General features: G+C 42.4%; 24 protein-coding genes (1 of these 24 running past the window's edge). 2 read left to right on the plus strand and 22 right to left on the minus strand.

Annotated features, from left to right (window positions below; genetic code table 11):
• Nucleotides 1-449, minus strand: partial view of a LysR family transcriptional regulator gene (locus AC075L_RS00745; protein ID WP_476387025.1) — the 5' portion only. It extends 4 nt beyond the left edge of the window; the window shows 449 of its 453 coding nt (coding positions 1-449); its start codon is at nucleotides 447-449; its stop codon lies beyond the left edge, outside the window.
• Between the two features lie 136 nt (nucleotides 450-585).
• On the opposite strand from AC075L_RS00745, the gene AC075L_RS00750 reads away from it, so the two are divergent.
• Nucleotides 586-1,977, plus strand: a complete 1,392-nt coding sequence (locus AC075L_RS00750) for a sodium-dependent transporter (protein ID WP_008705470.1) — start codon at nucleotides 586-588, stop codon at nucleotides 1,975-1,977.
• Between the two features lie 118 nt (nucleotides 1,978-2,095).
• Here AC075L_RS00750 and AC075L_RS00755 read toward each other — a convergent pair whose 3' ends face one another.
• The 19 genes from AC075L_RS00755 to AC075L_RS00845 all read right to left on the minus strand — a co-directional run bounded on the left by AC075L_RS00755 (nucleotide 2,096) and on the right by AC075L_RS00845 (nucleotide 20,495).
• On the minus strand, nucleotides 2,096-2,761 hold the full coding sequence (locus AC075L_RS00755; protein WP_008705471.1) for an HAD family hydrolase: 666 nt from the start codon (nucleotides 2,759-2,761) through the stop codon (nucleotides 2,096-2,098).
• A gap of 114 nt (nucleotides 2,762-2,875) precedes the next feature.
• Nucleotides 2,876-4,252, minus strand: a complete 1,377-nt coding sequence (gene radA, locus AC075L_RS00760) for a DNA repair protein RadA (protein ID WP_008705472.1) — start codon at nucleotides 4,250-4,252, stop codon at nucleotides 2,876-2,878.
• Nucleotides 4,246-4,659: a hypothetical protein gene (locus AC075L_RS00765; RefSeq protein ID WP_008705473.1), complete on the minus strand. Its 414-nt coding sequence runs from the start codon at nucleotides 4,657-4,659 to the stop codon at nucleotides 4,246-4,248. Before AC075L_RS00765 ends, radA begins: the two co-directional genes overlap by 7 nt.
• Before the next feature lie 229 nt (nucleotides 4,660-4,888).
• Entirely contained in the window at nucleotides 4,889-7,351 is a 2,463-nt protein-coding gene (locus AC075L_RS00770) for an ATP-dependent Clp protease ATP-binding subunit (RefSeq protein WP_476387026.1), read from the minus strand.
• Between the two features lie 8 nt (nucleotides 7,352-7,359).
• On the minus strand, nucleotides 7,360-7,737 hold the full coding sequence (locus AC075L_RS00775) for a GntR family transcriptional regulator (protein WP_020993363.1): 378 nt from the start codon (nucleotides 7,735-7,737) through the stop codon (nucleotides 7,360-7,362).
• Between the two features lie 179 nt (nucleotides 7,738-7,916).
• Nucleotides 7,917-8,687, minus strand: coding sequence for an SseB family protein (locus tag AC075L_RS00780; RefSeq protein ID WP_008705480.1), 771 nt, complete (start codon nucleotides 8,685-8,687; stop codon nucleotides 7,917-7,919).
• 303 nt (nucleotides 8,688-8,990) lie between these two features.
• Entirely contained in the window at nucleotides 8,991-10,265 is a 1,275-nt protein-coding gene (gene purD / locus AC075L_RS00785) for a phosphoribosylamine--glycine ligase (RefSeq protein WP_055151959.1), read from the minus strand.
• A gap of 25 nt (nucleotides 10,266-10,290) precedes the next feature.
• The gene (gene purN, locus AC075L_RS00790; RefSeq protein ID WP_118409569.1) at nucleotides 10,291-10,932 is read right to left on the minus strand and encodes a phosphoribosylglycinamide formyltransferase; all 642 of its coding nucleotides are present in this window, start codon (nucleotides 10,930-10,932) and stop codon (nucleotides 10,291-10,293) included.
• Nucleotides 10,926-11,951, minus strand: coding sequence for a phosphoribosylformylglycinamidine cyclo-ligase (purM, locus tag AC075L_RS00795; protein ID WP_008705483.1), 1,026 nt, complete (start codon nucleotides 11,949-11,951; stop codon nucleotides 10,926-10,928). The genes purN and purM overlap by 7 nt, the downstream gene beginning before the upstream one ends.
• 49 nt (nucleotides 11,952-12,000) lie before the next feature.
• A complete protein-coding gene (gene purE / locus AC075L_RS00800) occupies nucleotides 12,001-12,501 on the minus strand; it encodes a 5-(carboxyamino)imidazole ribonucleotide mutase (RefSeq protein WP_008705484.1) in 501 nt (166 codons plus the stop codon).
• Nucleotides 12,502-12,734: 233 nt separating this feature from the next.
• On the minus strand, nucleotides 12,735-14,753 hold the full coding sequence (locus AC075L_RS00805) for an aminopeptidase (RefSeq protein WP_044955998.1): 2,019 nt from the start codon (nucleotides 14,751-14,753) through the stop codon (nucleotides 12,735-12,737).
• Nucleotides 14,754-14,806: 53 nt separating this feature from the next.
• On the minus strand, nucleotides 14,807-15,127 hold the full coding sequence (locus AC075L_RS00810) for a DUF6142 family protein (RefSeq protein WP_008705486.1): 321 nt from the start codon (nucleotides 15,125-15,127) through the stop codon (nucleotides 14,807-14,809).
• Nucleotides 15,111-15,584, minus strand: a complete 474-nt coding sequence (locus AC075L_RS00815) for a VanZ family protein (protein WP_008705487.1) — start codon at nucleotides 15,582-15,584, stop codon at nucleotides 15,111-15,113. The genes AC075L_RS00810 and AC075L_RS00815 overlap by 17 nt, the downstream gene beginning before the upstream one ends.
• A 25-nt stretch (nucleotides 15,585-15,609) precedes the next feature.
• The gene (locus AC075L_RS00820; protein WP_022380872.1) at nucleotides 15,610-15,762 is read right to left on the minus strand and encodes a hypothetical protein; all 153 of its coding nucleotides are present in this window, start codon (nucleotides 15,760-15,762) and stop codon (nucleotides 15,610-15,612) included.
• Between the two features lie 78 nt (nucleotides 15,763-15,840).
• Nucleotides 15,841-16,521: an orotate phosphoribosyltransferase gene (gene pyrE, locus AC075L_RS00825; RefSeq protein WP_008705489.1), complete on the minus strand. Its 681-nt coding sequence runs from the start codon at nucleotides 16,519-16,521 to the stop codon at nucleotides 15,841-15,843.
• A gap of 26 nt (nucleotides 16,522-16,547) precedes the next feature.
• Nucleotides 16,548-17,450: a dihydroorotate dehydrogenase gene (locus AC075L_RS00830; RefSeq protein ID WP_008705490.1), complete on the minus strand. Its 903-nt coding sequence runs from the start codon at nucleotides 17,448-17,450 to the stop codon at nucleotides 16,548-16,550.
• Nucleotides 17,450-18,238 (minus strand): dihydroorotate dehydrogenase electron transfer subunit, encoded by a 789-nt coding sequence (locus AC075L_RS00835; protein ID WP_008705492.1) that lies wholly within the window; start codon nucleotides 18,236-18,238, stop codon nucleotides 17,450-17,452. The genes AC075L_RS00830 and AC075L_RS00835 overlap by 1 nt, the downstream gene beginning before the upstream one ends.
• Before the next feature lie 10 nt (nucleotides 18,239-18,248).
• Nucleotides 18,249-19,175, minus strand: a complete 927-nt coding sequence (pyrF, locus tag AC075L_RS00840; protein WP_008705494.1) for an orotidine-5'-phosphate decarboxylase — start codon at nucleotides 19,173-19,175, stop codon at nucleotides 18,249-18,251.
• Nucleotides 19,176-19,208: 33 nt separating this feature from the next.
• A complete protein-coding gene (locus AC075L_RS00845; protein WP_118521595.1) occupies nucleotides 19,209-20,495 on the minus strand; it encodes a dihydroorotase in 1,287 nt (428 codons plus the stop codon).
• A 274-nt stretch (nucleotides 20,496-20,769) separates the two neighbouring features.
• Here AC075L_RS00845 and AC075L_RS00850 point away from each other — a divergent pair, with 274 nt between their 5' ends.
• Complete coding sequence (locus AC075L_RS00850; protein WP_008705499.1) at nucleotides 20,770-20,970, plus strand: cold-shock protein; 201 nt, start codon at nucleotides 20,770-20,772, stop codon at nucleotides 20,968-20,970.
• Between the two features lie 132 nt (nucleotides 20,971-21,102).
• On the opposite strand, the gene AC075L_RS00855 is transcribed toward AC075L_RS00850, so the two are convergent.
• Complete coding sequence (locus tag AC075L_RS00855; protein WP_476387027.1) at nucleotides 21,103-21,576, minus strand: hypothetical protein; 474 nt, start codon at nucleotides 21,574-21,576, stop codon at nucleotides 21,103-21,105.
• A 74-nt stretch (nucleotides 21,577-21,650) separates the two neighbouring features.
• The coding region (locus AC075L_RS00860; protein ID WP_476387028.1) for a DegV family protein at nucleotides 21,651-22,354 on the minus strand (704 nt) is incomplete at its 5' end.

Raw genomic sequence — 22,354 nt, forward strand, 5'->3', positions numbered from 1 at the left:
GAAGACAGAAATCCGCAGTCCACCTGCCCATGTATGATCCAGTCTCTGATCTCATCATAATTTCCATCAAAGATCTGCACCTCAACCTGTGGATAATTTCTGTTAAAATAATGGATCACTTCCGGCATCCACATTGCAGTTACACTGGAAAAGCTTCCTATTCTGAGTTTTCCTTCTATTTTATGATTAATATTAAAAGCAGCCTGTCTAAGTTTATCTTTCTGATTTGTCATCTCCTGTATATAAGGCATCAGCATTCTTCCATTATCCGTCAGAGTTACACCTTTTTTAGCTCTTGCAAATAACTGTACTCCCAGTTCCTCCTCAAATCCGGCCATCATTTGACTGATTCCCGATTGTGTATAGTTTAGCGCCTCTGCTGCTTTCGAAAAACTTCCAGTCTCACATACCTTCAAAAAAATTTCATATCTGTCTCTGATTTCCTTCATTTACGATCCTTACTTCTTGTCTGTTTTTATCCATTACTTTTTTTAATGTATACTAGCAAAAACATTCATTTTACTTATATATTAACATATGTTATCGTACTTATGCAAACATAAATCATACAGGAGATTATCTATTATGGAAAGGAAATCAAATCATTTTTCAGGACAGCTCGGGTTTGTCCTTGCCGCAGCCGGCAGTGCTGTAGGAGTAGGCAATTTATGGAGATTCCCATATCTTGCAGCTAAAGATGGAGGCGGTCTGTTTTTAATCATTTATTTTATACTTGTACTTACATTTGGATTTACCCTGCTTACATCTGATATCGCAATCGGCCGCCGCACTCAGAAAAGTGCGATCGGTGCTTATGCTGAAATGAAGCCCAAGTGGAAATTCTTAGGCATTCTGACTTTTCTTGTACCTGTTCTTATTATGACTTATTACGCAGTGATCGGTGGATGGATCACCAAATATGCTGTAGTCTACCTGACAGGACAGGCAAAGGCTGCTGCAGCAGATGATTATTTTACTTCTTTTATCACATCCTCCACCTCACCTGTTATTTTTGCACTTATTTTCATGGGTGTAACTGCATTTATTGTATACAATGGTGTGCAGGATGGTATTGAAAAAGTATCCAAATGGATGATGCCGGTTCTTCTGGTACTCGTTGTCATCATCTCCATTTATTCCCTGACTCTGAAACATACAGATTCTTCCGGCCAGGTACATACCGGGATCCAGGGATTTCTTTATTACCTGACCCCAAATCTTGAGGGGCTTACTGTACAGCGATTTTTACAGATTTTACTGGATGCAATGAGTCAGCTGTTCTTCTCTCTCAGCGTGTCCATGGGAATCATGATCACCTACGGTTCTTATGTAAAACCTGATGTTAACTTAAACAAGGCTGTTAATCAGATTGAAATTTTTGACACAGGAGTGGCATTTCTTGCAGGTGCCATGATCATCCCTGCTGTATTCGTATTTTCCGGAACAGAAGGAATGGGAGCCGGTCCAAGCCTTATGTTTGTTTCTCTCCCAAAAGTCTTTGCAGCCATGGGAAAAGCAGGCATATTTGTAGGAATCCTCTTTTTCGTAACTGCTATTTTTGCAACACTGTCATCCTGCATCTCTGTGTTGGAATCCATCGTTGCAAACTGTATGGAAATCTTCCACACAGGCAGAAAAAAAACTGTTTCTGTTTTATCTGCAGTTTATCTTGCTGCTTCTGCGATCATTGCTTTGGGATACAGCATTTTCTATGTAGAAGTGGAACTGCCCAATGGCTCTACAGGACAGCTGCTTGATATTATGGATTACATCAGCAACAGTGTTATGATGCCATTTATCGCATTACTTTCCACCATCCTGATCGGATGGGTTATGACACCTGATTATGTCATTGATGAAATGGAACGAAACGGCAGCAGATTCCGCAGAAAAAAACTTTATCGAATCATGATCCGCTATGTTGCGCCGGTTATGATGTTTATCCTGTTTTTACAGTCAACAGGAGTTCTCTCATAAGCAAAAACTTAATATAACAAAAAAGGAATCTGTTTTCCTGGAAAAGTTTTGAAATAAATACCAGTAAAAACAGATTTCTTTTTTATTCAATCACTGACACTCATAAAAACAAATGAATTTATATGCCTGACCCCTGCAAAAATTCCTGCACTGCGCAAAGCGATCCCAGAATCTCTTCTGCGAGGGACTTCATCTCCTCCGTCACCTCCATCAGATCCGGCACCATGATCGGATGCATCCCTGCTGCATAAGCCGCCCTGATTCCATTATGAGAATCCTCAATCACATAACAATTCTCCGGTCTGGTCCCCAGTCGTCTGCAAGCCTCCAGAAAAATATCCGGTTCCGGCTTACTCCGTTCCACCATATCTCCCCCGACAATCTGATCAAAATATCCCAGCAGCCCGCCATCTGAAATCTCCGAACGCACCAGTACCTCCCGGGTAGAACTGGCAAGCCCAATCTTAAATCCCCTCATCTTCAGATATTTCAAAAGCTCCTCAACCCCCGGCTTCTTTGCCAGTTTGCCTCCGGAAGCATGACTGAAAAACACCTCTGCCATCTCCGCTTTATATTCCTCATACGGAAAATCTTCACCATAATGCTTCAGAAAAACCCCTTTACTTACAACACTGTTTGTTCCCAGACACTCATGACATGCCGCCTCAACTCCTGCGATTCCATGACGTTCTGCCACTTCTTTCCACGCTTGAAGCACAAGAATCTCTGAATCAAAAATCACTCCATCCATATCAAATATCACTGTATCAATCCCACTCGCCATAACTTTTGATCCTTTCCTCTTTCTCTCTGTCAGCAGACTTTCTCAGGCAAAAATATCTTTGACGACAGTCTGATCGACTTATTCAAACCATATATAAGCCAGTAGTCTGACAATCTATTTTTTCATAATATAACCAATCGCATCACGAATCTGCGACACATAAACCAAGTTGATCCCTTCCACTTTTCCAACAGAAGACCTACACACTTCCGGAAGCACAACTGTTCCAAATCCCAGTTTTTTCGCCTCCTGCACACGCTGGCCTGCCATATTCACTGCGCGGATTTCACCACTCAGACCAACCTCGCCAAATACCATCACATTATCAGGAATCACAATATCCTTCGCACTGGAAACAATCGCCAGACAGATCCCAAGGTCAATTGCCGGCTCTGTCATCTTCATTCCCCCTGCAATATTGACATAAGCATCCGATGCAGCCAGACGGAGTCCTACTTTCTTCTCAAGCACAGCCATAAGGAGATTCACTCTGTTAAAATCAGTTCCTACCGCTGTCCGCCTCGGAATACCGAAATTACTCTGGCACACAAGTGCCTGGATTTCAACCAGAATCGGCCGGGTTCCTTCCATAGAACACGCCACAACAGAACCCGACGCATCCTCCGGTCTGCCATTCAGCATATATTCCGACGGATTCTTCACCTCCTCAAGACCTGTATTACACATTTCAAAAACACCAATCTCATTCGTAGATCCAAAACGATTCTTCACCGCACGCAGGATACGATAAGAAGCATGCCGGTCGCCTTCAAAATAAAGCACCGTATCCACCATATGTTCCAGAACCCTCGGACCTGCCACATTTCCTTCTTTCGTCACATGACCTACAATAAAAATGGACACCCCCATTCCCTTTGCGATCTGCATAAGGATATTGGTAGATTCTCTCACCTGAGAGACACTTCCCGGTGCCGAACTTACATCTTCGTGAAACATAGTCTGAATGGAGTCGATCACAACCACATCCGGTTTTCTGCGCTCGATCACCTCACGTATCACTTCCAGGTTCGTCTCACATAAAAGCTGCATCTTATCCGTAAACTGCCCGATACGATTAGCTCTCAGCTTAATTTGTCTCAGAGATTCCTCGCCTGAAATATAAAGAACCGAAACCTGCTTCTCTGCCAGATTCCTGCACACCTGTAAAAGCAGCGTTGATTTTCCGATTCCCGGATCTCCTCCCACTAAAACAAGGGAGCCGGGGACGATACCGCCGCCCAGCACCCTGTCAAGTTCACCAATCTGAGTTGTCTGCCGTTCATCTTCTGACAGGCTAATGTCTTTAAGGATCACCGGTTCCTGCCTTTTTTCTGATGATTTCATTACTCCAGAAGAGGATGGCTTCTTTGTGGAAACTGTCTCTTCCACAAAGGTGTTCCAGGACTTGCATCCCGGGCACTGCCCCATCCATTTTGCGGATTCATATCCGCACTCCTGGCAAAAATATACCGTCTTTTTATTTTTCAGCATTTTACAATCTTTACTTCTACTCTTGCAGCATTGCCAAGTTCCACGCTAAAGGAAAGTTTACCGCCCAGGTTTGTTTTCATCTTACCTGTGCTTGCCTGTTCAATAAATACTTCATATTCTGTATCCGGCTCCATCTCCACTGTGATCTGTGCATCTTCCGGTCCCTCTACATGGAAATCCATCTGAGCTTCACTCTGTGTAAGATTAAATACTGCTGTTCCCGGAACTGATTCGTAAACGAACATTCCGTTTCTCTCGAGCTTGGTAATCTCCTTAAAAGTTTTTACTTTATACATATCGCCCTGATGCTGATAGTCTGATAATTTAGACTTCTGTGCAAGCTCATAGTCACCAAAGCTGATTGCTCCATTCTCTTCTGTACGGATTAATTCTTTTACTACTGCCATTTCCTATGTCCTCCTAAGACTCTTTTGTTTGCCGCTCCACCGGTTCATCTGCCGATGCCGTACAGTTTTTCACTATCTCTGTACTTTTCCGACATTTTATGTGCTTATTATATAATACATTCACTTTTTTGACCAGTATCTCACTGATTTTTTTATACTAATTTCACAATTTCTGTGAATCATGTGAGTCCTCTGCTTTAATTGTAAATATCTGTCTGCTCAGAGATTTCTACTGTTTTTTCACTTCAAATGCAATCTCGTTTTTATGAAGTTTCACCTGTACACTATCTCCACGTTTTACTCTGCCTTCCAGAATCTCGTTTGCAAGCGCATCTTCTATCTTACTCTGAATTGCACGACGCAGCGGTCTGGCACCATATTTATTATCAGAACCTTTTTCTGCAATAAAATCTTTCACAGCATTTGTCACTGTAAGATGAATTTCCATCTGTTCTGCGCATCGTTTCTCCAGTGTTTTAAGAAGCAATGTCACAATTTTCCGGATATCTTCTTTATTCAGCACATGGAACACCATGATATCGTCAATTCGGTTCAGGAACTCCGGTTTGAAAATCCGGCGCACTTCTTCCATCACACCGCCTTTCATTCGTTCATAGTCTTTCTTCTCATCATTATCAGACATGAATCCCAGACGTTTCGGTTCCATAATCGCCTGTGCCCCTGCGTTGGAAGTCATAATAATAATCGTCTGTTTGAAGTCGACTTTTCTTCCCTGTGCATCTGTAATATGACCGTCATCCAGCACCTGTAAAAGTATATTAAACACATCCGGATGTGCCTTCTCAATCTCATCAAAAAGCAATACACTGTACGGATTTCTGCGGACCTTCTCACTGAGCTGGCCGCCTTCTTCATATCCTACATATCCCGGAGGAGAACCGATCAGCTTGGAAACACTGTGTTTCTCCATATATTCGGACATATCTACACGAATCATCGCCTGTTCACTTCCAAAGACAGCTTCTGCCAGAGCCTTGGAAAGTTCTGTCTTACCAACACCTGTAGGTCCAAGGAAAAGGAAAGAACCAATGGGACGGTTCGGATCTTTAAGTCCTACTCTTCCCCGTTTCACTGCCTGCGCAACAGCTTTTACTGCCTCATTCTGTCCGATCACACGTTTATGAAGTTCTTTCTCCAGACGAGCAAGACGTTTGGTTTCTCCCTCTGTCAGTTTCTGAAGAGGAATCTTTGTCCAGTCAGAAATCGTCTCTGCAACAGCAGCTTCATCTACAACAAGTTTCTTCCTCTTATTTCTACGTTCAGTCTTAATGCGGATTTTCTCCATTTCGGCTTCCACTTCATTTTGGCGTACCTGTGCTTTTTTTGCGCGTTCAATATCTACAGTCTTAACTGCCTGTTCTTTCTCCTCACGAAGTTCATTCAGTTCCAGTTCATATTGTTCCATTTCAGGTGCTGACTGATAACCCGCAAGCTGAACCTTTGATGCTGCTTCATCAATAATATCAATTGCCTTATCCGGAAGGAAACGGTCATTGATATATCTTTGTGACATTTTTACTGCTGCCTCAAGTGCCTCATCTTCAATCTTTACCCCATGATGTTTCTCATAATATGGACGCAGACCTTTAAGGATCTCAACAGTCTCCTCTGAAGATGGTTCTTCCACTGTCACAGGCTGGAATCTTCGTTCCAGTGCTGCGTCTTTTTCAATATATTTACGGTATTCCTCCAGAGTAGTCGCGCCGATAAGCTGAATCTCACCTCTGGAAAGAGAAGGTTTCAGAATATTAGAAGCATCCAGTGCTCCCTCCGCTCCACCTGCTCCGATGATGGTATGGATTTCATCAATGAACAGCAGAATTCCCTGATGTTCTTTTACTTCCTGGATCACATTCTTAATGCGTTCCTCAAATTCACCTCTGTATTTGCTTCCCGCAACCATGCCGGAAAGATCTAACACAACAAGACGCTTATCCTTCACTGTATCCGGAACCATTCCCATAACGATGCGCTGTGCAAGTCCCTCTACAATGGCAGTCTTACCTACTCCGGGTTCCCCTGTCAGACACGGATTATTCTTCGTACGTCTGCTCAGAATCTGGATCAGTCTGGTAATTTCTTTATCACGCCCTATCACAGGATCCAGTTTTCCCTCTGCTGCAAGCTGTGTCAGGTCACGACTGTACTGATCCAGCGTAGGGGTACTGGTCACTTTTTTGTTTCCCGCATTCCTTGCGTACTGAAATTCCTCTGCAATGGTATCATTGTCAAATCCCATAGCTGTCAGGATAGCCACAAACAACTTCTGGATATTTACTCCCATTGTAAAAAGCAGTCTGGTCGCTACGCAGTCTGTCTCTTTCAGAAGCGAAAGCAACAGGTGCTCTGTTCCACAAAGACATTCCATACTCTCAGCATCTTCCTTCGCCTGTTCAATGATCCTTCTTGCTCTCGGGCTGTACTGGGGATCTTTTGTTTCTGCTGCCGCAGTATTGCCCTGAACCGGTGTAACCAGGCTGCTGATAAGTTCCCTGAGTTTTTCTTCTTCTACGTTAAATTCCTGCAGCACTTTTCCCGCAGTGCCTTCAGGTTCTTTCAAAAGACCTGCAAGAAGATGCTCTGTTCCGATATATCCATGTCCACAGGATTTCGCAATTGTCGTTGCCAATTTGAGGGCATTCTCTGCCTGTCTGGTAAATTGTCTCTCCATGTCCTCTCCTATCTGTTTTCATCATATTCGTCAAAAATCTCATCAATAAGCTGATGTACTTCCTCTCTGCTTACGCTCTTGCAACATCCTTTCGCAAGCGCCACCATGAGATTCTGTTTCAGTTCTTCCAATGCTTTCCGTTTATTTACATCAATAGAAATCACTGCACCACGTCTGCGGTCGATAGTGACAAATCCCTCCTGTCGCAGCAGTGAATATGCTTTATTTACTGTATGCATATTTATCCCAACTGTATCTGCAAGCTGTCTCACTGATGGCAGTGTATCTCCCTCCTGCAGTCTTGACGTAGCAATCCCCATGATGATCTGATTGGTCAGCTGGATGTAAATGGCTTCATCACTGCTGAAATCTATTTCTATCATCATACGTTTTCTTCTCCTTTTTGTGTTACACATATCCTAGCACAAACCAACATTTTTTGCAACAGAAAGACGTATTGCTGTATTATTTTTCAAAACAAAAAGGGGTGTACTGCCATGTTCTCACACAGCATGCACACCCTTTATCTTCTTTCTGTCAACTGAATTTCATCTACATGACTTGATTATTTTAAGCCAATGATCTTATTGAGCTGTTCTCTGTTCAGAACAAGGTTAAAGCCTAATGGATTAACTGCATAAGCCATTGCCTTATCGATTAACAGCTCCGGAAGTTTTGCAAACGGTACTTTCGCAATACGCAGCTTCTGACCTTTTGTAAACTTCTCAAGTTCCATAACGTCTGTAAATACAGGCTGGAGAATTTCTTCTTTTTTATTTTTGAGATACGGAATATTGATCTTCTTAGGATCTTCAGGATCTACATTCATAGCAACCAGATATTCGGATTTCTTCAGGTTTACGATCAGTTCTTCCTCAAGCTCACGAAGATTTCCATGCTGATCCTTCTCTACCGGACGGCGGAGTTCCTGCATAAAGTAAATGCCGGAAAGCTCCAGTGTAGGATTCAGAAGCGGTCTCTTAGCCGGCTCAATCTTGCTCATATCTGCCTGTTTTGCAATATCAGGAAGATCAATCTCAATCTTATCTTCACCATCTACCCATACAACTGTATTTACGCCAATTGCATAGAAAGTTCCATATAATCTGGGATAATCCTTCTTGGTAAATTTCATACCCATAAGAAGAACCTTTTCTTCCAGCATTTTTTTGCCGAATTCTTTGATTCCTTCTTCTGTGGAAAAAATCCATGCCTGGTCATTAAATGTCTCTTCATCACATTTCACATACGGAAGCTTTGTAGCCTGTGAATATGCCACAAAAATCTCCTCTCTGGTCTGTAATTCTTTGATTGCTTCTTCTTTGCTGATTCCCATGCTCTTATCCTCTCTGTCTCATTTCTTTTATGATCTTCTGTATTTTCTTATCTACATAATTTCTGTTCATAAATTTTCCCCTGCTGTCCGGAGTTCGATTACGTTTCTGTTTTACAGCACTGTTTTATTTTATAACAGATTGCATGAAAAGTAAAGAAAATAGCCTATATTATTTATGCAAAAACATTTACAAAAAAATCAGAAAACAGTCCGGTCTGGTTTTAAACCTTTCTGTTTTCTGATCTGTTTTACAGTAATCATCCAAAATACATTTTTTCTGAAACTGCAGCACCTCAAAATTATTTATGCTTCATCAATTGCCTTACCAATATCATGGCGCATATATTTATTTGCAAATGTGATCCACTCTGTGGCTTCATAGGCATTTTTTCTTGCTTCCTTCAGGTCTTTTCCTGTAGCTGTGATTCCCAGGACACGACCTCCGTTGGTTACGATCTGACCATCTTTTAATTTGGTTCCTGCATGGAAACAATAATAACCATCCTTACCTTTGAAGTTCTCAAAGCCGTACATTGGGATACCTTTTTCATATTTTACAGGATATCCATCACTTGCAAGTACTACGCACACTGCTGCATTATCCTCGAACTGAAGGTCTACCTGGTCCAGTGTTCCATTTACGCAAGCTTCCATTACTTCAATGATATCATTCTTCATACGTGGCAGGACTACCTGTGCTTCCGGATCTCCGAAGCGTGCATTATATTCCAATACCTTCGGGCCATCTGCGGTAAGCATAAGACCAAAGAAAATGATTCCCTTAAACGGGCGTCCTTCTGCAGCCATTGCGTCCACTGTCGGCTGATATACATATTTCCTGCAGAATTCATCTACCTCTTCTGTGTAGAACGGACTCGGGGAGAAAGTTCCCATTCCGCCCGTATTCAATCCCTGATCACCGTCCTGAGCACGTTTGTGATCCTGTGCGGATGTCATTGTACGGATAGTTTTTCCATCTACAAATGATAACACAGAGACTTCACGTCCTGTCATAAATTCTTCAATGACCATAGTATTTCCGGCATTTCCGAATTTCTTATCTTCCATGATCTCTTTTACGCCATCTTCTGCCTCTTTCAGATCCTGACAGATCAGTACTCCCTTGCCGAGTGCAAGACCATCAGCCTTCAGGACAATTGGAAATCTGGCTTCTGTGCGGAGATATTCCAGTGCTTTCTCAGGATCATCAAAATTCTCATATGCTGCTGTCGGGATATTATATTTCTTCATTAAATCTTTCGAGAAAGCTTTAGATCCCTCAAGGATCGCAGCGTTCTTTCTTGGTCCGAATACTTTCAGACCGCGGGCCTCAAATACATCTACGACACCACCGACCAGCGGATCATCCATGCCAATGATCGTAAGATCGATTTCTTTTTCCTGTGCAAAATCAGCAAGTTTCTCAAATTCCATTGCACCGATATCTACACATTCTGCAAGCTCTGCGATTCCTGCATTTCCAGGTGCACAATAAATTTTATCTACTTTCGGGCTTTTTGAAACACTCCATGCAATCGCATGTTCTCTGCCGCCACTGCCTACAATTAAGACTTTCATTTTATCTTGCCGCTCCTTTTTGTATCTACTCTTCCGTATCGTATTCTTCTATTTCCACTCTTCCATCCACAACCTTCACCTTGCCATTGGCAATGAGATTGATTGCCTTAGGAAGAATTTTCCACTCTGCTTTCTCCATGACACGTCTCTGGAGAACTTCCGGAGTGTCATCAGATTTAATTTTCACTGCTTTCTGAAGAATAATCGGACCGGTATCTGTGCCAGTATCAACGAAATGTACCGTAGCGCCTGTAACACGAACCCCTCTTGCTAACGCTTTCTCATGCACATGAAGTCCGTAATAACCAACTCCGCAGAAAGACGGAATCAGTGACGGATGGATATTAATGATCTTATTTGGATATGCTTCCACGATCATCGGCGGTATTGCTACGAGGAATCCTGCCAGAACGATAAGCTCTACGCCACTCTCTTTCAGCTTTTCCAGAAGTGTTTTGTGAAATTCTTCTCTGTTCTCAAACTGTTTTGGGGAAATACATACAGCTTCTATGTTGTGATTCTTTGCTCTCTCCAGCGCATAAGCCTTCGGATTATTGCTGATAACCAGAGAAACTTCTGCATTTGTAATCTTTCCACAGTCAATGGCATCCAGGATAGCCTGCAGATTCGTGCCGCCTCCTGAAACCAGTACACCGACTTTTAACATAAAGTCACTCCCTTTTCACCATCTTCGATACGTCCTACTACGTACGGAGTGTCACCTGCTGCTTTGATCGCTTCCATTGTTTTGTCCACATCTGCTGCATCTACAGCAAGGATCATTCCAAGTCCCATGTTATAAGTATTGTACATCATCTGTTCATCAATATTGCCTTTTTCAGCAAGAAGTTTGAAGATTGGAAGTACCGGATAGCTGTTCTTTTCCACAACTGCACGTGTTCCCTCTTTAAGCATACGCGGAATATTTTCATAAAAACCGCCGCCTGTGATATGACTGCATGCGTGCACACGAACTCCGGCATTTTTAATGCTCTTTAATGCTTTTACATAGATTCTGGTTGGTGCCAGAAGTGCTTCACCAAGTGTTGTTCCAAGTTCTTCATAATAAGTATCAAGAGATTCCTTTGTCATATCAAAAACTTTACGGACAAGAGAAAATCCGTTACTGTGAACCCCTGTGGATGCCATACCGATCAAAACATCTCCTGCTTTCAGTTCTTCACCTGTGATCATCTCTTTTTTATCGCAGACACCTACTGCGAAACCAGCCAGGTCATATTCGTCTTCCGGCATCAGTCCCGGATGCTCTGCTGTCTCACCGCCGATCAGAGCTGCATCTGACTGCACACAGCCTTCTGCAACGCCGCCTACGATAGCTGCGATCTTTTCCGGATAATTCTTACCACATGCAATATAATCAAGGAAGAATAATGGTTCTCCGCCTGCACATGCAATATCATTGACACACATAGCAACCGCATCAATGCCAATGGTGTCATGCTTGTCCATAACCATAGCAAGTTTTACTTTAGTTCCACATCCGTCTGTACCTGATAATAATACCGGTTCTTCCATTTCTTTGATCTTAGCAAGAGAAAAGGCACCGGAAAATCCTCCCAGTCCTCCCAGCACTTCTTCACGCATGGTTCTCTTTACATGCTCTTTCATCAGCTCTACTGATTTATATCCTGCTTCAATATCTACTCCAGCGGTCTTGTAATCCATGATAATCCTCCGTTTTTACCCCTGATCCTGTTTATGGACCTGAGTTATCTTAGTAATTTTTATATCCGACTTCCTGTAATCTTGCGTCTTTTGCTTCCACCTGTTCTTTTAATTCCTGGCTGTAAGCCTTTAATTTTGCAAGAAGTTCCTCATCTGATGTTGCAAGTATCTTAGCTGCCAGAAGTCCTGCGTTTGCGCCTCCGTTGATAGCGACTGTTGCAACCGGGATTCCTGACGGCATCTGTACGATAGAATAAAGGGAATCTCTTCCTCCCAGAGAAGTGGTGTGCATAGGAATTCCGATAACCGGCATCGGGAAGATTGCTGCGCACATTCCCGGCAGATGAGCTGCCATTCCTGCACCTGCAATGATTACTTTAAAGCCTTTTTCCTCTGCTGTTTTTGCATATTCAAAAAAGACATCCGGTTCCCTGTGTGCGGAAATGATCTTTATCTCGTAATCAATTCCCAGTTTCTCCAGAATGTCTGCTGCTTTGCTCATGATCGGCATATCTGAGTCGCTGCCCATCACAATTCCTACTTTTGCCATGATTATTCTCCTTTTCTTCTCAAGTATTCTCAGACAGACCAGATTTTATCTGTCCGGGACTTTGTTTTTATTTTATTGATAAAAAAAGTACGGTCAGAAAAGATTTTATCAAAACCCTCTCTAACCGTAGATTCTACTAAGATTCCCTTTTTCTGTCAATAAAATTAATGCAAAGAAATATTTTAACGAACTAATAAATTTTTTTGTATTCCGAACTTAACAGGAAAATGCCTTTATTCCCCAAACGGCTCGTTCAGAGCTTCCGTACCCGGAAGGACAAATCTTCCATCTTCAATAATAGAGATCATATCCCCCTCATCATCAATCGTACGGATGCTTCCCAGTTCGTCATATGGGATCGTAATATCTGTGTGACATCCATAATAAGCAAGGCTGACGTCTTCTTTTCGCATCTCGGAAATCTCATTGTCCCTTGCGATAATCTCTTTACCATCCGGATTATAGACCGGAGTATCTTCTGACCAGCTGTAACAGGTATCACCAACTGCAAAATGCGGTCCCATTTTCTCCGCGATCAGAATCGGAAGTTTGTCTGCGATATTATATTTCTGCGCTGCCACATAAGCTGTTGTATTAGTTCCGATCGCAAATTCTCCCATTGCAAGTTTCGGATGATGGAACAGAATATTATCTTCAATATATTTACGGTTCTCTTCCTCTGTCTCAAAATTAGAACAGCTGTAATCGATCACCTGTCCGCAGTCAAACACAAGCTTCAGGTCACAAAACTGCAGTCCGTTAAGATATACTTTTGAAACATGAAGCATTCCGCCTGTTCCTGCAAGTACCGGTGAAGTAAATACTTCACCCAGAGGAATATTTACATCTGCCACACAGTTCTCAAAATTTGTCTGTGTTTTCGCATCTGTTAATGTATGAAGATGAATGAGCAGATCTGTCTCATTCTCTCCCTTTCCCTTGATTTCCACCCATTCACAGGTATCAAGAGTATCTATGATCGTCTGCTGGATCTTCTGATATTTCTTATAATCCAATGTATTGATCTTTACGATCTCGCGGAAAATTTCCGGAAAATCCTCCCCGATCTCAGGTATCGGATAAGCAATGATCGTAAAACTTCTTTCCTCACCTTTGATATAACGATTTGTGATCTGACCGGATTCATTGTCCAGTTCCAGCTGAAGCTTCTGCTGTGCTTCTGTAAACGCCCAGCTTTCCGGTTTACTTACCGGTGAAAACGGTTTCTCTCCAAATGTCTCGATCACAGCCGGTCCGCCATGTACATCTGCCAGATCTGCATATTCATCATAAGAAGTCTGCATGGCACGAAGTTTACGCTTTACAAAATCCGGATCCAGAAACAGCGCACTGTCCTGTCTGTGGTCATAATCAAACTGCGGATTTGCAATTCCTCCTGTAAATCCATTTCTGAACTGATTCCGTCTGTTCACCGCATGAAGTGCATGGCGGTAAATAACCGTCTGCAGCCCCATCTCCCGGAACTGAAGAACAGCCGCTTTTACCATACGCTCAAAGCCAAGATGATAACGTATATTAACCGTTTTCTTCTTTGTAATATCTTTTCTTCCTGTGATGAATCCCATCCGATAGCCTTCTGTATAAGTACGTGCCATCTCATCAATTTCCCTCTGGGAAAGTGAATTCATAAATTCTGCTGTTTTCAGTTCATTTTCCGATACATATTCGCCGGACTGATACAGATAACTCAGATCGCTCAGATCAGAATCCATGATCATTTCAACCACAAAATTATTCTCAGGATCAATCGCCTCTCTGATCCGATTTTCCACCATATCCTGGCAGTAGTCATTCACATAGGAAACGAGAATTTCTTTCACCTGTTTCTCAGCAGGAATTTCTTCCTGCGTAAATGCAGAATAGATTTCCAGAAACAATTCAAGTACAACCGTAAGATCCCATGCTTTTTTTTCAAACGCATAAGCAATCGTGCCATGAAGCTCTGTATAAAGAAAGGTAAATACTTTTCCGTATTCTCCCAGCATTTTCTGTGCATATGCAGGATTTCCATAAGAATTTTCATAATTTTCGGGCAGAATATCCTGATATAATTCATGATTCTGTTCCTGAAGTTCTTCAAGATTTTTCCCCGCAATTCCATGGTCCATCACATGAATCACCTGCTGTAAAAACATTGCTTCCTTTGTAAAAAAATCGCAGTACGGTTCTTCTGCCATTTTCTCGTCCGGTATCTGAGCGATTCTTTCTTTCGCCAGTTCATACCGTTCCATAACCCATTCGTCCAAACTATATTTCTCCTTTTTCTATCAGACTTCCCTGTTAATCAGCCGGAAATTCCCATCAGAAAGATTCCCAGCCATCCGATCATTATGATTCCGTTTGCAATAGAGCCGATCATACCTGCTTTGTGTGTCCGGTTTTCTTCTGAAAAGCTTTTCAGTCCCATCGCAAATCCATATACAGACAGAAGCATTGCGCAAAGACTGATCCCGCCTACAATATATCCGTATTGTCCCTGCAAAAAAAATGCTAGCAAAACTGCAGTCACAAATAAAACCAGTGAAACAGCCGCCAGCACTGCTGACAGTTTTCCCTGCTGTGCCTCTCTTTTCTTTGCAAACGCATATCTATATCTTTTTGCCATAAATTTTTCTCCTCAGGTGATCGCAGATAAAAAAAAGCAGATATCCAAGAGCCGCCCCTGCTGTATTCAATATCATATCATCTACGTCAAAGCACCCAACCTTTGTAATAAGCTGGATGACCTCTACCGTAACACTAAGCCCAAATCCTGCCAGTACGATCAGCCATCCGCTTCTCATTTTGTCCAGAATAACCGGCAGTATAAATCCAAATGGAAGAAAACCAATTACATTTCCAAAAAGATTTGTAACTACCGCCATAAGTCCAAGCTGTTTTCTGTATACCCAGAAACGCCTTATCTCAACAAACGGTATCAGATTATATCTGTACTGTCTTTCTTCCATTGCTGCTCTTCCGTATTCTTCTGAAAAGAACAGAAAATAAATCAGTGCCAGAACATACAGGATAAACAAAATGGTTCCCAGTGTCCGTATGATATGCTTCGTTTCTTTTTTCAATGTTTTCTCCTGTTTCTGAAGCCTTTTATATCAATATCTCTGATTTCTTTTTCAGCAGTCTTGCACCGTTTACGATCATCATGATCCCTGTTACGATTCCCGTTGCCAGTACAATGATCCCGACTGTCAGACTGCAGGCTCCTGTGGAAGACATGGTTTTATAAATTTTTTCGTTCATAATCGTCCTCATCAGTATCATGATCTGCTTTCGCAGATCATGATATCTTATTTATAAATCGCTGTTACCTGTATTTGCTTATTTTGCACCGTACTGCTCATAATATGCGTCGATTGCGGCTTTCAATGTATCGTCAATGATTACTTTTCCTTTATATTCTTTATTATAAAGATGTTCAATGACCTCTCTCATTGTAACAATCGCATTTGTTTCAAACCCATAAAGGTCATGGACTTCGTCAAGGGCACACTTCACGCCGCCTTTTCCGACTTCCATGCGGTCCAGAGAAACCATAAGACCGACGATTTCCACATCAGCCGCACCTTTTACCTTCGGTACTGTCTCTTCCATGGATTTACCGGATGTTGTTACATCTTCGATCATCACTACACGATCGCCGTCTTTTAATTTACTTCCGAGGAAGCTTCCCTTATCTGCACCATGGTCTTTTTCTTCCTTACGGTCTGAACAGTAGCGGATTTCTTTTCCATATAATTCGCTGAATGCAATTGCAGTTACAACACTTAACGGGATTCCCTTATATGCAGGTCCGAAAAGCACATCGAAATCATCGCCATATTTATCATGAATGGCATGTGCGTAGTACTCACCCAGTTTCTTTAACTGAGAACCTGTCACATATCCGCCTGCATTCATAAAAAACGGGGACTTTCTTCCGCTTTTAAGGGTGAATTCTCCGAATTTCAGAACTTCACTGTCTACCATAAATTCAATAAATTCCTGTTTATACTGTTCCATCTTATGTTATGCCTCCTGTATCTGTTTTATTTTACAATACCAACCATCTCTTTTACGGAATTGAATCCATTCTTCTTCATGTACGCTTCAATTCCATCGATCACTTCCAGTGTCACTGCCGGATTGTGGAAATTTGCCGTACCCACAGATACTGCGCTGGCTCCTGCAAGAATAAACTCAATTGCATCCTCTGCGCAGGAAATTCCGCCCATTCCGATGATCGGGATATTGACTGCCTGTGCAACCTGATAAACCATACGGACAGCAATCGGTTTCACGATCGGTCCGGAAACACCACCGGTTTTATTTGCAAGCGCAAAAGTCTTCCTGTTGATATCAATCTTCATTCCTGTCAGTGTATTGATCAGGGATACCGCATCTGCACCGCCTGCTTCCGCACCTTTTGCAATCTCTGTGATATCTGTGACATTCGGTGTTAACTTCATGATCACAGGCTGTTTTGCAATCTTTTTGATCTGAGCGGTAAGTTCCTCTACATGATGTGCATCCTGACCAAATGCAAGGAATCCTGCGTTTACATTCGGGCAGGAAATATTAATCTCCATCATATCAATTGGCTGATCTGCCAAACGTTCCACCACTGCCAGATATTCTTCCGGCGCATGACCGCATACATTTACAATGATCTTTGTATCATACTGTTTCAAAAAAGGAATATCCCTCTCACAGAAAAGATCGATACCAGGATTCTGCAGACCAATCGCATTCATCATGCCTCCGTAAACTTCAGCCACACGCGGAGTCGGATTTCCGGCCCACGGGACATTGGCTACGCCCTTGGTTGTCACTGCTCCCAGCTTATTAATATCTACATAATCAGCAAATTCTGCTCCTGAACCAAAGGTTCCGGATGCCACTGTTACCGGATTTTTCCACTCTACGCCGGCAATATTTACACTCATATCCATCAGATTTCCACCTCCGTAGAAAGAAATACCGGGCCATCCTTGCAGATTCTCTTATTATTCACATTGCTATGTGCATCTTTTTCTCTGGATTTGCACACACAGGCAAGGCAGGCACCGATTCCGCATGCCATACGTTCCTCCAGGGAAATATAACATTCAATCCCATTTTCTTCGGCATATTTCTTGATTGCACGAAGCATCGGAGTTGGTCCGCAGGCATAGATCACGTCCGCTTCCAGAGCATTCTCTCTGATAGCATCCATAACATTGCCTTTTGTTCCCACACTGCCATCCTCTGTGGCAATATAAAGTGTTCCCGCCGCCTCAAATTCCTCTCTGAGGAACGTATGACAGTCCCTGTATCCTGCAATGATCTGTTTTTTCTCACATTTCATCTGCTTTGCAAGTTCCAGGATCGGAGGAACACCGATTCCACCACCCATAAGGAAAACTTTTTTCCCCTCAGCCTTCTCTACAGGAAAACCATTTCCCAGAGGTCCCAGTACCGGAATGGTATCTCCGGCTTTCATCTGTGAAAATTCATCGGTTCCGGTTCCCTGTCCGGTCACTCTGTAAACCAGATGAAGACGGCCATTTTCTTTGTCAATCTCACAAAGACTGATCGGTCTGGGAAGAATTTTGGATTTATCATTTGTATAAAGAGATACAAACTGTCCTGGTTTCGCATCTGCTGCAATTCTGTCAGTCTGGATCCACATACTGTAAATGCCTGCACCAATGCTCTCCTGACTTACAACAGTGCAGATTTCTCTTGTCTTTTCGCTCATTTCATGCCTCCTAGCGATTGTTTAAAGCAGTACTGATGTCTTCGATCATATCTTTTACCGCCTGGCGGGATGCATCTGCATAATTTAATTCACCAAAGGAAGCATATTTTTCCTGTTTGTAAGCTGCAATGATTCCTCTGGAGGAATTGACGATCGCACCAAGTCCGTCTTCATTAAAGAAATGAACAAGATCGGCACCTTTTCCGCCCTGTGCACCATATCCCGGTACCAGGATGAAGGTTTTCGGCATGATCTTACGGAGAGTTTTTCCCATTTCCGGATAGGTTGCACCTACTACAGCACCTACATAGCTGTATTCATTTCCCATATGTGATTCTCCCCACTGGGCAACCTTCTCTCCAACCCACTCATAAAGCGGACGTCCGTCAATGATTCTGTCCTGAAACTCTCCGCTGGACGGATTGGATGTTTTTACGAGTACAAAAAGCCCTTTGTTCTCTTCTTTACATACATCGATAAACGGGTTGACACTGTCAGATCCCATATATGGATTGATTGTCGCAAAATCTTCGTCAAAACCTGCGATTCTGTTACTTCCCACCTGAACTTTACCCAGATGTCCGACTGCATATGCAGCAGATGTGGAACCAATGTCACCTCGTTTGATATCTCCAATAACTACCAGACCTTTTTCTTTGCAATAATCAATGGTGTTCTTATATGCCATTAAGCCCGGAATACCAAACTGCTCATACATTGCGATCTGTGGTTTCACTGCAGGGATCAGATCGCTGATCGCATCAACGATTCCTTTATTATACTGCCAGATAGCTTCTGCTGCTCCCTCTAATGTTTCCCCCAGTTCAGAAAAAGCTTTCTTCTGAATATGCTGCGGGATATAGTTGAGCATCGGATCCAGTCCTACTACGATAGGAGCGTTTGTTTTTTTAATGTTTTCAATAAGTTTGTTGATCATGAGTCTTTCCTCCTGAATATTGATATGGTATTTTTATGCATTCTGGTATACAACTTTTCCATCACAGATTGTATAGAGAATTTTTCCCTTTACTTTCCATCCGTCAAATGGTGTGTTGCGTCCTTTGGAAGCAAATTCATTTTTATCTATTTTATATTCGTGATCAATGTCTGCAATGACAATGTCTGCCGGATGTCCCTTCTGAAGTGTACCTCTGTCACTTCCCAGAATCTGTGCCGGGTTCCAGCTCATTTTCTCAATAAGCTGTGAGATTGTAAGAATTCCGGTTTCTACAAGTGCAGTATAAGACAATGCAAAGCTTGTCTCAATTCCCACAATGCCAAAAGCCGCATTCCGGATGGAGCCTGTCTTCTCCGGCACTGCATGAGGTGCATGATCTGTACTGATCACTTTAAAGGAACCATCCTTCAGTCCTCGGATCAGTGCATCTACATCTTTCTTCGTACGAAGAGGAGGGTTCATCTTATAGTTTGGATCATCACATTTAATATCATCGGAAGTGAGGATAAAATGATGCGGGCAAACCTCTGCTGTGATATTGTCCAATCCCTCTTCCTTCACAATCTCCATCATCTTCGCAACACCTTCTGTGGAACAATGGCACAGATGCAGTTTTGCCCCTGTCTCTCTGGCAAGAAGAATATCTCTCGCTGCGATCACATCCTCAACTGCATTGCAGATACCTGGCAGACCAAGTCTCCGCGCATTCTCATCCTCATTCATACATCCATCACCGCGCAGATCAATATCCTCACAGTGAGCAAAGATCGGAACATTGAATTTCTCTGCTACTTCCATAGCTTCTTTGCAAAGTCTGGTATTCATAACAGATTTGCCGTCTTCCGATAATGCCGGGATTCCCGCTTTTACCATTCCTTCGATATCAGAAAGTTCCTGTCCCTTCTCCCCCTGCGTAATGGCACCTGCCTGGAGCACATGAATGCCGGCAAGCTGTTTTGCCTTATTATGCACATAATTTACACGATCCGGACTGTCAATTACCGGTGTTGTATTCGGCATTGCAACAACCGTTGTCACACCACCTCTTGCAGCAGCCCGGGAACCTGTCTCTATATCCTCTTTCTGTGTCTGTCCCGGATCTCTGAAATGAACGTGAAGATCGATCAGTCCCGGCATTACCAGACATCCCTTCGCATCTATTACTCTGTCGTTTTTATCTTTTATTTTAAGTTTCTCACCGATCTCGGTGATCACGCCATCTTCCAGATAAATATCGCCTTTTTTATCAGTGTCAGTAGCCGCATCTACGATACGTCCTCCCTGAATCAGAATACCCATGCAATTCTCTCCCTTCGTTGTCGTTTGACAATAACTTTCTGATATACATAATACACGAAACTTCTTCTTTTATAAAGCCTTTTTTTACTGATGTGCAGTCTTTTTTGCTTGACAATTCAAAATGCGGGAGATATAATCAGTTCATATCTGGATTATTTAATGTATAGTCACTGGTTTTTAGAGATTATATAACAGTATATAATCTGTAAAATCTGGTGATTTTTTTATTTGCCAGAAACTATATAATTTTTTTATTTTTTATGGAGGTAACAACATGAACAAGGGAACTGTAAAATGGTTCAACGCAGAAAAAGGTTACGGATTTATCACTGGTGAAGACGGTGCAGACGTATTTGTACATTTCTCCGCTATCAATGGTGAAGGATTCAAATCCCTTGAAGAAGGACAGGCTGTAACATACGACTTAACAGAAGGCGCTCGTGGTATGCAGGCTGCAAACGTTACAAAATTATAATTTATAATTTTTGTTAACGCGAGAGGATTGAATTCCGCACTTTTCTATACGGATTAAACCTCAAAAAAATCCCCGGATCATCCGGGGATTTTTTATTGCTTTTCTTCTGTGAATCCATCAGAGATTCAATTTCTATTTAACATCTGCGCTGTCTGCATCCGTTGTTGAATCTGCTGTTTCTGCAGCTTTATCGTCTGCTACATTTGTATCATCTGCTTCTTCAGATTTATCTGCGGTTTCCGTTTCAGAATCATCTGCGGTTGTGTCTGCTGCATCAGCATCTTCACTGTCTGTATCAGTGGAAGCTGTTGTATCTTCTTCCTCCGCTGTATCTGCATCAGTGCTGTCTGTACCATCGGATGCATCTGTTGACAGACTCGAAATGTAATTGTCAAGTGCAGTAGTATCCATTACTGTATTCTGAACCACATTCTCTTTGGCTCCTGTCACTTTTACATATGCAGAATAACCAATCCATGCAACAATCACAACACAAATGAATGCCCAGGCAAACATTTCCAGTCCAAAAAGTACTTTTTCTTTTCTGTCTGTTTTGTTATGCAGTCCTTTTCTGGCCTTATAAGCATCGACTTTCTTCTGGCTCATGATAGATCTCCTTTGCATCAATATTTCGTATTTTCTGATTATAGCACACTTTACTGCAAAAGAAAACAATTAGTTTATACTGCAACGATCACTCCGCCGTCATTTGCATACATAGAACTTACACCCGCTGTATCAAGGACTACGATCTTTGCAAGTTTCATTCTCTCTTCAAAGGCCTCTTTGAGCACCTGTGCTCTTGCCGGACAATTGCAGTGACTGATGGCAAGAACCTTCTCCGCACTGTCCGGGGTTTTCTCGATTACCTGCTCTACAAGCTTGATCAGAGCACGATTCATGCCTCTTGCCTGATCCAGCTGGCAGATATTTCCATCATCCGTAGAACCCATGACCGGTTTGATTTTCAATGCACTGGCCACTAACGCTTTTACTTTGCTGAGACGGCCGTTCTTTCTCAAAGTATCAAGATTCTCAAGTACAAAAAAAGTATGCTGCCCTTCAATATAATGTTCCACAGTTGAAACAACTTCTTCAAAACTCATCCCTGCTTCTTCACATTCCTGTATCTTCATTCCGATCAGGCTTTCCCCGATGGATGCGGAACGCGAATTGAACACATGTATTTTTTTATCCGGATGATCTTCCATAATAAGATCTCTGCCAAGTAACGCACTGTTATAGGAACCACTCAGCTCAGAAGACAAAGTCACTGCATAAATATGCTCAGCCTCGCAGTCATATGCTCTCATATATCTCTCAGGTGACGGGCAGGCTGATTTCGGACATTCCGGGCAGGCTGCCACTTTATCAATAAAATCTG

It is taken from the genome of Blautia sp. ZXY-1-B12, from assembly GCF_056339915.1.

What these genes read in the sequence shown, in the direction of transcription:
- AC075L_RS00750 (WP_008705470.1), top strand. Translation starts at nt 586, where the DNA reads ATGGAAAGGAAATCAAATCATTTTTCAGGACAGCTCGGGTTTGTCCTT.
- AC075L_RS00755 (WP_008705471.1), bottom strand. Translation starts at nt 2,761, where the DNA reads ATGGCGAGTGGGATTGATACAGTGATATTTGATATGGATGGAGTGATT.
- radA (WP_008705472.1), bottom strand. Translation starts at nt 4,252, where the DNA reads ATGCTGAAAAATAAAAAGACGGTATATTTTTGCCAGGAGTGCGGATAT.
- AC075L_RS00765 (WP_008705473.1), bottom strand. Translation starts at nt 4,659, where the DNA reads ATGGCAGTAGTAAAAGAATTAATCCGTACAGAAGAGAATGGAGCAATC.
- AC075L_RS00770 (WP_476387026.1), bottom strand. Translation starts at nt 7,351, where the DNA reads ATGGAGAGACAATTTACCAGACAGGCAGAGAATGCCCTCAAATTGGCA.
- AC075L_RS00775 (WP_020993363.1), bottom strand. Translation starts at nt 7,737, where the DNA reads ATGATGATAGAAATAGATTTCAGCAGTGATGAAGCCATTTACATCCAG.
- AC075L_RS00780 (WP_008705480.1), bottom strand. Translation starts at nt 8,687, where the DNA reads ATGGGAATCAGCAAAGAAGAAGCAATCAAAGAATTACAGACCAGAGAG.
- purD (WP_055151959.1), bottom strand. Translation starts at nt 10,265, where the DNA reads ATGAAAGTCTTAATTGTAGGCAGTGGCGGCAGAGAACATGCGATTGCA.
- purN (WP_118409569.1), bottom strand. Translation starts at nt 10,932, where the DNA reads ATGTTAAAAGTCGGTGTACTGGTTTCAGGAGGCGGCACGAATCTGCAG.
- purM (WP_008705483.1), bottom strand. Translation starts at nt 11,951, where the DNA reads ATGGATTACAAGACCGCTGGAGTAGATATTGAAGCAGGATATAAATCA.
- purE (WP_008705484.1), bottom strand. Translation starts at nt 12,501, where the DNA reads ATGGCAAAAGTAGGAATTGTGATGGGCAGCGACTCAGATATGCCGATC.
- AC075L_RS00805 (WP_044955998.1), bottom strand. Translation starts at nt 14,753, where the DNA reads ATGGAACGGTATGAACTGGCGAAAGAAAGAATCGCTCAGATACCGGAC.
- AC075L_RS00810 (WP_008705486.1), bottom strand. Translation starts at nt 15,127, where the DNA reads ATGGCAAAAAGATATAGATATGCGTTTGCAAAGAAAAGAGAGGCACAG.
- AC075L_RS00820 (WP_022380872.1), bottom strand. Translation starts at nt 15,762, where the DNA reads ATGAACGAAAAAATTTATAAAACCATGTCTTCCACAGGAGCCTGCAGT.
- pyrE (WP_008705489.1), bottom strand. Translation starts at nt 16,521, where the DNA reads ATGGAACAGTATAAACAGGAATTTATTGAATTTATGGTAGACAGTGAA.
- AC075L_RS00830 (WP_008705490.1), bottom strand. Translation starts at nt 17,450, where the DNA reads ATGGATATGAGTGTAAATATTGCCGGCGTAGAGTGGAAAAATCCGGTA.
- AC075L_RS00835 (WP_008705492.1), bottom strand. Translation starts at nt 18,238, where the DNA reads ATGAGCGAAAAGACAAGAGAAATCTGCACTGTTGTAAGTCAGGAGAGC.
- pyrF (WP_008705494.1), bottom strand. Translation starts at nt 19,175, where the DNA reads ATGATCAACAAACTTATTGAAAACATTAAAAAAACAAACGCTCCTATC.
- AC075L_RS00845 (WP_118521595.1), bottom strand. Translation starts at nt 20,495, where the DNA reads ATGGGTATTCTGATTCAGGGAGGACGTATCGTAGATGCGGCTACTGAC.
- AC075L_RS00850 (WP_008705499.1), top strand. Translation starts at nt 20,770, where the DNA reads ATGAACAAGGGAACTGTAAAATGGTTCAACGCAGAAAAAGGTTACGGA.
- AC075L_RS00855 (WP_476387027.1), bottom strand. Translation starts at nt 21,576, where the DNA reads ATGAGCCAGAAGAAAGTCGATGCTTATAAGGCCAGAAAAGGACTGCAT.